Consider the following 6,210-nt stretch of genomic DNA (forward strand, 5'->3'; position numbering starts at 1 on the left):
TCCCTTAGCGGTGAAGTACTTCTCCGGAGGAGGGTCAGCTCGGCTCGGCCGGGTCGTCGTCGTAGGAGCCCAGCGGTCGCTGCGCCCAGAGCACGTCGCGCCACCGGCCGTGCTTGAACCCGATCCGCCGGTAGGTGCCGATCGGCTCGAAGCCCATCGCCGTGTGCAGGCCCTCGCTCGGCTCGTTGGGCAGCGTCATCCCGGCGATCGCGGTGCGGAACCCGCGGGCGGCCAGCCGCTCGAACAGCGCTTCGTAGAGGGCGCGCCCGCCGCCGCGCCGTCGTCGCCCGCCGTCCAGGTAGACGCTCACCTCGCAGCTCCACCGGTAGGCGGCGCGCTCCTTGTACGGCCCGGCGTAGGCGTAGCCGACGACGGCGCCGTCGTCCTCGAGGACCAGCCAGGCGTGCGCCCGCCGGGCCGCCGCGATCCGCTCCGCCATCTGTGCCGGCGTCGGCGGCTCGAGCTCGAAGGTGATCGCCGTGCCGGTGACGTAGGGCGCGTAGATCGCGGCGCAGGCGGCGGCGTCCGCCGGGGTGGCGTCGCGGACGGTCGGAGCGGGGGCACCCATGATCGTCAACGTAGCCGGGCGCCGGGTCGGAGCGCGGTGAGCTGGAACACCCGTGCCCCTCGGCTAGCGTCCCCGGCCGTGCCTCCCGCCCCCTCCTCGACGACCGTTGCGGGGCTGGTCACCGCGCTCGTGGGCTTCCTGAGCTCCTTCGCCGTCGTCCTCACCGGTCTGCGGGCGGTCGGGGCCACACCGGAGCAGGCCGCCTCGGGCCTGCTGGTCCTCTCGGTCGCGATGGGCGTGGCCACCGTCCTGCTCGCCCAGCGGACGCGGATGCCGATCACCGTGGCCTGGTCCACGCCCGGGGCCGCGCTGCTGGCGACGGCCTCGGCGCCCTCCTGGTCGGTGGCCGTCGGCGCCTTCCTCCTCGTCGGCGTCCTCGTCCTGCTCACCGCTGCGTGGCCCCGGCTGGGCGAGGCGATCGGCGCCATCCCCCCGGTGCTCGCCCAGGCCATGCTCGCCGGCGTCCTCGTGCCGCTGTGCCTCCAGCCGGTCCGGGCCGCGCTGGAGATCCCCTGGCTGGTGGTGCCCGTCGTGCTTGTCTGGGTGGTGCTCCTGCGGTTCTCCCCGCGCTGGGCCGTGCCGGCTGCCTTCGCGGTCACCCTCGGCATCATCGGGTGGCTGGCCGTCCGGGACGGCGGCGTCCCGGTCGCGGCGCTGCTGCCGAGCCTGGTGTGGACGACCCCGGACTTCGGCTCGGTCGCCGTCGTCGGCCTGGCCCTGCCGCTGTTCCTGGTCACCATGGCCTCGCAGAACGTGCCGGGCCTGGCGGTGCTGGCCGCCTTCGGCTACCGGGCGCCCTGGCGCCCGGCCATGGCGGTGACCGGCGCCGGCACGCTGCTCGGCGCCCCGTTCGGCGGTCACGCGATCAACCTGGCCGCCATCAGCGCGGCGCTGGCGGCCGGTCCGGAGGCGGACGCCGACCCCGGGCGCCGCTACCTCGCCGCCCGCACCGCCGGCCTGGCCTACGTCGGGTTCGCGGTGGTCTCCGCCGCCGTCGCAGCCCTCGTCGCCACGGCCCCGGCCGGCTTCGTCGCGGCGGCCGCCGGCCTCGCCCTGTGGCCGGTGCTGGCCTCGTCCCTCAGCGCCGCGCTGGCGCGGGCGGAGGACCGGATCCCCGTCGTCGCCACCTTCCTCGTGGCGATCAGCGGGATCACCGTCGGCGGCATCGGGTCGGCGTTCTGGTCGCTGGTAGTCGGGCTGGTGCTCTGGGCCTGGTACCGGCCGTCCCCCACCGCGCCGGAGCCCACCGTCCCGGCCTGACGGGGACCTGGCGTCAGCGGCGCCAGAAGTCGAAGCGGTCCCGGCCCGGGCGGAACCCGGCCGCCTCCGCGACGGCGACGGCGAGGTCGAACTTCTGCCCGACGGCGGCAGGCGCGTGCGCGTCGCTGCCGAAGCTGACCGCTTCCCCGCCTGCCTCGTAGAACCAGCGCACCTGGTCCGCCGACGCCAGCGGGCTGCTGGTGTTGATCTCCAGCGCCCGGCCGCTCCCGGCCAGGGCCCGGAACACCGCCCGGTACTCCTCCTCGTAGTCCTTCTCCACGTACCGCTGCGAGCCGCCGGGCCAGTACCGGCGGGGGAAGTCCACGTGGGCCAGGACCTGGAAGACGTCGCTGCTCTCGATCATCCCGACCATCTCGCCGAGGTAGCGGCGCATGGTGGCGTCGGCGTCGACGTGCAGGAGCCGGCCGACACCGACCAGCCGACCCTGGTCGGAGAGCGAGTGCAGCGAGCCGAGGATGCGGTCGACCGGGGAGTCCTCGAGGTGGCGGGCGATGCTCGCGGCGAACAGGTGCGGCTCGCCGGTCTCGATGCCCGACCAGATCCGCAGTTCCGGGAACCGGTCGCGCACCTCGGCCAGCTCGGCGAAGTAGCCCTCGACGTCGATCGGCAGCTGGTGGGCCGGGTAGCGGTCGACCAGCCCTTCCGCGGTCGCCCGGTCCTCCTCGTGCCAGACGGTGAAGTCGAGGTGCTCGGTGAAGGCGACCGCGGGCAGGCCCTGGGCGATCGCCCGCTCGCACGCCCTGCGCATGGTCGACGAGTCGGGGGTGTCCCACGACCAGTGGGTGTGCACGTGGTTGTCGGCCGGAAGCTGCCCCTGGTGGTCCATCGCCTGTGGATTCTCCCCGTCGTCCACCGGTCGCGCGCGGGGGGCCGTCGCTGTCGGCGGTGGTGCCTACTGTCGTCGGCATGAGCACCGCCGCACCGCCGTCCTCGATCGCCGACGAGGCCCTGGAGATCCTCCGGGAGCTGACCGGCCGCCCCGACGCGGTCTTCCGCGAGGGGCAGGACGCCGCCGTCGCCGCGCTGGTCGAGCGCTCCCAGCGGGCGCTGGTCGTGCAGCGCACCGGCTGGGGCAAGTCCGCCGTGTACTTCGTCTCCACCGCCCTGCTGCGCCGCCGCGGCGCCGGGCCGACGCTGCTCGTGTCCCCGCTGCTGGCGCTGATGCGTGACCAGGTGGCCGCCGCGGCCCGCGCCGGCATCCGCGCGGTGGAGATCTCCAGCGCCAACATGACGGAGTGGGACGACATCGCCGCCCGCCTGGCCGCCGACGACGTCGACGTCCTGCTCGTCTCGCCCGAGCGGCTCACCAACCCGCGCTTCCGGGAGGAGCAGCTGCCCGGGCTGGTGGCCCGCTGCGGGCTGGTCGTCGTCGACGAGGCGCACTGCGTCTCCGACTGGGGGCACGACTTCCGCCCCGACTACCGCCGGATCCGCGACCTGCTGGGCACGCTGCCGGCCGGCACGCCGGTCCTGGCCACCACCGCGACGGCGAACGAGCGGGTGGTGGCCGACGTCGCCGAGCAGCTCGGCGCCGGGGGCGTCGAGGTGACCACCGTCCGCGGTCCGCTCTCCCGCGACTCGCTCCGCCTGGGCGTGCTGCGGCTGCCCTCGGACCGGGCCCGCCTGGCCTGGCTCGCCGCCCACCTCGGCGACCTGCCGGGCAGCGGCATCGTCTACACGCTCACCGTCGCGGCGGCCGAGGAGACGGCGAACCTGCTGCGCGACGCCGGCCACGAGGTCCGCGCCTACACCGGCCGGCTCGACGACGCCGACCGCAAGGACGCCGAGGAGGCGTTGCGGAAGAACGAGGTGAAGGCGCTGGTCGCCACCTCCGCCCTGGGCATGGGCTTCGACAAGCCCGACCTGGGGTTCGTCGTCCACCTGGGCGCGCCGTCGTCGCCGGTCAGCTACTACCAGCAGGTCGGCCGTGCGGGCCGCGCGGTCGAGCACGCCGACGTGCTGCTGCTCCCCGGCCCCGAGGAGATCGCGATCTGGCAGTGGTTCGCCACCTCGTCCATGCCGCGCGAGGACCACGCCGCCGCGGTGCTCACGGCGATGGCCGACGGCAAGGCCTGGTCGGTGGCCCGCCTGGAGACGGTGGCCGACGTCCGGCGGTCCCGGCTGGAGCTGCTGCTCAAGGTCCTCGCCGTCGACGGTGCGGTGGAGCGGGTGCAGGGCGGCTGGCGCTCGACCGGGCAGCCGTGGGTCTACGACGCCGACCGCTACGCCCGGGTCACCCGCACCCGGGAGGCCGAGCAGCGCGCGATGCTCACCTACGCCAAGCCGGTCGACGAGGCCGAGTGCCGCATGGCATTCCTGCAGTCCGCGCTCGACGACCCGACCGCCGCCCCCTGCGGCCGCTGCGACGTCTGCGCCGGGCCCTGGTACGCCACCGACGTCCCCGAAGCGGCGTCCGAGGCGGCGTCCGCCGCGCTGGACCGTCCCGGGGTGGAGCTGGCGCCGCGGGCGATGTGGCCGACCGGCGCCGACCGGCTGGGCGTCGACGTCAAGGGGAAGATCCCGCCGGGGGAGCAGCTGGCGACCGGCCGCGCCGTCGCCCGGCTGACCGACCTCGGCTGGGGACAGCGCCTGCGGTCCCTCCTCGGCGACGACGGCGTCGGCGGTGTGGTGGAACTCGACCTCGAGGCGCCCAGCATCGAGGAGGACCCGGACGCGGCCTTCGACGTACCGGTGCGCCGCTCGGTCTCCGACGTCCCACCGGACGAGGAGCTCCTCCGGGCCTGTGGCCGCGTGCTCGCCGCCTGGGACTGGGCGGAGCGCCCGGCGGCCGTGGTGGCGGTGCCGTCGCGCCGCCGCCCCCAGCTGGTGACGGGCGTCGCGCAGGGGCTGGCGCGCATGGGCCGGCTGCCCTACCTGGGCGAGCTCTCCCTGGCCCACGGCGGGCCGACCGGGCAGCCTGGCGGGAACAGCGCCTTCCGGCTGGCGGCGGTGTGGGACCGGATCGTCGTGGGCCAGGAGCTCCGCGAGCGGCTGGCGGAGGTGTCGGGACCGGTGCTGCTGGTCGACGACCTGGCCGACTCGCGCTGGACCATGACCGTCGCCGGCCGGGAGCTCCGCCGGGCCGGCGCATCGTCGGTGCTGCCGTTCGCCCTGGCGCTCACCGCCTGAAGGAGGACCCCTCTGCCCCCACGCCTCGCAGGCTCGGCGCGGGCCCCTGCAGAGGGCCGCGTATCCACAGCTTTTCGCACACATGTGCGAAAAGTCGGGGTAGCGTGCCGGCATGGAGAAGGACCCCCTCCCCCTCACCGCTCGCCCGCTCGCCGCGAGCCTCCGGACGGGGCCTGCCCAGCCCTCGATGTGGGATCTCGCCGACGAGGCGACGCTCCAACCCTTGGATGGGGTGACCCGTCACGACCTGGGCCGGGGGGCGTGGGTCGACCACCTGCCCGGCTGGGTGGCCGGCTCGGACGAGGTGCTCGACGTGCTGCTCGGTGACATCGGCTGGCGGGAGGACCGCAGGCAGATGTACGAGCGGGAGGTCGCGGTCCCGCGGCTGCTCCGCTGGTACTCCGGCCGCGAGCAGCTGCCGCACCCGCTGCTCGGCGAGGCCCGGGATCGGCTGAACCGGCACTACCTGCCCGAGCTGGGCGAGCCGTTCGTCACCGCGGGGATGTGCCTCTACCGCGACGGGCGGGACAGCGTGGCCTGGCACGGTGACCGCATCGGCCGCGGGCGCTCGGCCGACACGATGGTCGCGATCGTCTCCTTCGGCTCGCCCCGCCCGCTGCTCCTGCGCCCGGTCGGCGGCGGGGAGTCGCTGCGCTTCCCCCTCGGCCACGGTGACCTCGTGGTCATGGGCGGTTCCTGCCAGCGCACCTGGGAGCACTGCATCCCGAAGACGACCAAGCCGGTCGGACCGCGGGTGAGTGTCCAGTTCCGCCCTCGCGGCGTCGCCTGAGCCCGAAAAGTGCGGAACGACGGGGCTGGAGGCGCCGTCCCCTGGCTCCGCGCGGGGCCCGGGGACCCCCCTGCAGACCCCCTCGGAGAGCGTGTACTGTTCTCCCTGCACCGAGCGAGAACGGACCGGGCCGCGAGGCCCGGGAAACCGCCGGACGAGCCCCCGAGGTTCACCGATGCGGAGCCCGGTGTACAGTGGAGAAACCGCCTCGAACGAAGGCCAAGAAATTGGCCGGGATTCCCGCGCGTCCGCTCCTTGAGAACTCAACAGCGTGCCGAAAGTCAGTGCCAAGTAATACCCCGTGCCCTGGCCACTTGTGGTTGGGGCTGGGATTCCTTTGGTTGATTGATATCGCGAGTGTCAGCTCGCGGTTCTCAGCTGCGATCAAATCATCTACGGAGAGTTTGATCCTGGCTCAGGACGAACGCTGGCGGCGTGCTTA

The 6,210-nt window shown here is 74.4% G+C and carries 5 protein-coding genes; 3 read left to right on the forward strand and 2 right to left on the reverse strand.

Features of this window, described 5'->3' with window-relative positions; genetic code table 11:
- Positions 1–34: 34 nt before the first annotated feature.
- A complete protein-coding gene (locus ACI79Q_RS17435; protein ID WP_456613704.1) occupies positions 35–568 on the reverse strand; it encodes an N-acetyltransferase family protein in 534 nt (177 codons plus the stop codon).
- A 78-nt stretch (positions 569–646) separates the two neighbouring features.
- Between ACI79Q_RS17435 and ACI79Q_RS17440 the strand changes: the two genes are divergently transcribed.
- On the forward strand, positions 647–1,828 hold the full coding sequence (locus ACI79Q_RS17440; protein ID WP_456615096.1) for a benzoate/H(+) symporter BenE family transporter: 1,182 nt from the start codon (positions 647–649) through the stop codon (positions 1,826–1,828).
- 13 nt (positions 1,829–1,841) lie between these two features.
- On the opposite strand, the gene ACI79Q_RS17445 is transcribed toward ACI79Q_RS17440, so the two are convergent.
- Positions 1,842–2,675, reverse strand: a complete 834-nt coding sequence (locus ACI79Q_RS17445) for a PHP domain-containing protein (protein ID WP_456591251.1) — start codon at positions 2,673–2,675, stop codon at positions 1,842–1,844.
- A gap of 80 nt (positions 2,676–2,755) precedes the next feature.
- Here ACI79Q_RS17445 and ACI79Q_RS17450 point away from each other — a divergent pair, with 80 nt between their 5' ends.
- Positions 2,756–4,978, forward strand: coding sequence for a DEAD/DEAH box helicase (locus tag ACI79Q_RS17450; RefSeq protein WP_456615097.1), 2,223 nt, complete (start codon positions 2,756–2,758; stop codon positions 4,976–4,978).
- A gap of 232 nt (positions 4,979–5,210) precedes the next feature.
- A complete protein-coding gene (locus ACI79Q_RS17455; RefSeq protein WP_456615098.1) occupies positions 5,211–5,768 on the forward strand; it encodes an alpha-ketoglutarate-dependent dioxygenase AlkB in 558 nt (185 codons plus the stop codon).
- Positions 5,769–6,210 lie beyond the last annotated feature (442 nt).

Source organism: Blastococcus sp. SYSU DS0828 (assembly GCF_054050975.1).